The sequence below is a fragment of the Kocuria sp. genome (genome assembly GCF_030536815.1).
Taxonomy (GTDB): Bacteria; Actinomycetota; Actinomycetes; order Actinomycetales; family Micrococcaceae; genus Kocuria; species Kocuria gwangalliensis.
The window spans coordinates 1-2445 of sequence record NZ_JAUNPE010000251.1; the positions used below are offsets into that span (position 1 = coordinate 1).

The window sequence follows — 2445 nt, forward strand, 5'->3', positions numbered from 1 at the left end:
ACGATGAACCAGGGATCCACGGCAATGCAGTGACCGCCCACACCGGGGCCGGGCTGCAGGATGTTCACGCGCGGGTGATGGTTGGCCAGCTCGATGAGCTCCCACACATTGATTCCAAGATTGTCGGAGATCAACGACAACTCATTGGCGAACGCAATGTTCACATCACGGAACGAATTCTCGGTGAGCTTGGCCATTTCGGCGGTCACGTCATCCGTCGCCAGCAACTCGCCCTCGCAGAAGGATGCGTAAACCTCCGTGGCGCGGCGCGCAGCTTCCGGAGTGCGGCCGCCAATGATGCGGTCGTTGCTGACGAGTTCCTCCATGGCCTTACCGGGGAGGATGCGCTCGGGGCAGTAGGCGAAGTGGATCACGGGCTTGCCGTCTGCGCCGTCGACGGAGAGATCCGGACGCAGTTCCAAGATCTTGGCCGCCAGTTTCTGCGTGGTTTTGGGCGGGGAGGTGGATTCTAGAATGACCACTTCGTCGCCGCGCAGCTGCGGAGCAATCGACTCTGCGGCGGACATGATGTACGAGAGATCGCCCTCGTAGTTGTCCTTGAACGGAGTGGGAACGGCAATAACGAATGCGTTGCCCTGCTGCATCTCAGTGGACGCCGTTAGCTGCCCGCTGTCCACAGCCTTCTTGAGTTGTTCTTCCAACCCAGGTTCAACAATGGTGACTTCACCACGCTGGATGCGCTCGACGGCGGAAGCGTTGACGTCTACACCGTGAACCCGCACTCCGTGATTGGCCATGACCACCGCGGTGGGGAGCCCAATGTAGCCGAGTCCGACAAAGACAACTTCCAGAGAATTACTCATTACCTCACCTTACTGAGACGACCACTGACCACACGGCAATGTCTGCCCGGTCAGGGGTTTTCCACGCCTCGCACGTTTTGATCCATTGAAATCATACCGTCACATGGTTTGAGTTGTCCCCGAACATGACGACACTACCCGTGGCGAGGACACTCGCATCCGAAACTTGCCACGTGTGCCCATCGGACCCGCGCCGTTGCACGAAATTGAAACGGTCGGCCGAGTAGATCGAGAAGCCTGCTTCTACGGCCGCCGCCAGGAATGACGAATCTTCACCGGTACTCCGCCGTTGAAACGGGATCTGGTCAAAGACACGGCGGTAGCCCGTGATGGTGGGGCCCATGACGAAGTCCGTGTAGCGGTGCTCCCGGTGGGCAAATCGATGCAGGGTCGCGTTCTGGGACTCCACGTACATGTAGTGGGCCTGCTTCCCCACGATGTCCGCACCCGAGTACACCAGGGCGTCGAGCAGATCCGCGAGATACCGCGGCGCGTAGAAGTCGTCATCGTCCATCTTGGCCAGGACCTCGCCCGTGGACGCCTCAACCGCCAGGTTCAAGCACTCCCCGAGCGTCAACGCGGCATTGGCCGCAATGGTCGTGACGCGGTCGATGCCACTGACCGCTATCGCATCCTTGATCTCTTCCGTGTTCGGGTCGAATCCATGCGCCACCAGCACAACATCCAGGTCGACACCCACCTGCGTGGCGAACCCATTGAGAGCCGACGCGACCCGATGGGGACGGTTGGTGCACAACAAGATCGAAACCGTTGGCCGGGTTCGCGGACGAACCTTGCCGGGGAGAACTCGTTGCAGAATCTGCTCCACGCGGTGCCCGTACGTGTGCTTGTTCCACACTTCCCGCTGCGCGCGATGGACCATCCGATCGGCAAGTTCTGGACTCCGCACGAGCGCCCGCACCACATCCGCCGCATGTTCGCGATCCTCCACCACGGCCAGCTGGTCCTCGGTGAAATACTCACGAATTGCGCGAGACGGAGTGCTGACAACGGGAGTGCCACTCGCGGTGATCTCGAAAATGCGCCGAGCGCACATGGAGGGTGAGTCCACCACGGAGTTCACATTCAGGAAGACTCGATAGGCCTTGTAGGCGGTCAACATCTGCTCGTAGGTCAGAGAACCAACCACGCGCTGATCCAACGGTGTTGGAAACTGATAGCGCTCGTCCTCGCCCAGGTACCGGGAGAAGATTTCGAGCCCGGTCTCAAGCTTGGGACTCACATCGTTCGCGCCACCCAGGAGGAGATCCATTTGTTCCCGTCTTTCGGGGAACTTATGCGCAAAGTACATGCCACCAAAGGCGACATCTCGTTCATGGAACCCATTCCTCGGCCGCGAGGGATTGTGGACGGCCGGCTGCGCGGCGAACGGCAGTACCGAGACCCGCTCATGACCGAGATCTCGATGGTAGTCAGGGATCTTGTTCACATCGGTGGTGAAAACGTGGTCGAACAGCCGCGCGCACTCCAGGAAGTCGCGGTAGTGGGGCGGATCTTCCTTGTTCCAGAACACGGTGGGAACGCCCTGTTCGTGGCAGTGCGCGACGAGCTCCTTGAAGGGTTCTTTGACCCCGCTCGTTCCCGTGAGCTGGTACTGCCA

Annotated in this window: 2 protein-coding genes; both read right to left on the minus strand. The window is 60.1% G+C overall.

Going from position 1 to position 2445, the window contains the following annotated elements:
* Positions 1 to 824: nucleotide sugar dehydrogenase (locus Q4E95_RS12830; protein WP_303383672.1), on the minus strand; the 824-nt coding region annotated here is incomplete at its 3' end.
* A 91-nt stretch (positions 825 to 915) separates the two neighbouring features.
* The coding region (locus tag Q4E95_RS12835; RefSeq protein WP_303383673.1) for a glycosyltransferase at positions 916 to 2445 on the minus strand (1530 nt) is incomplete at its 5' end.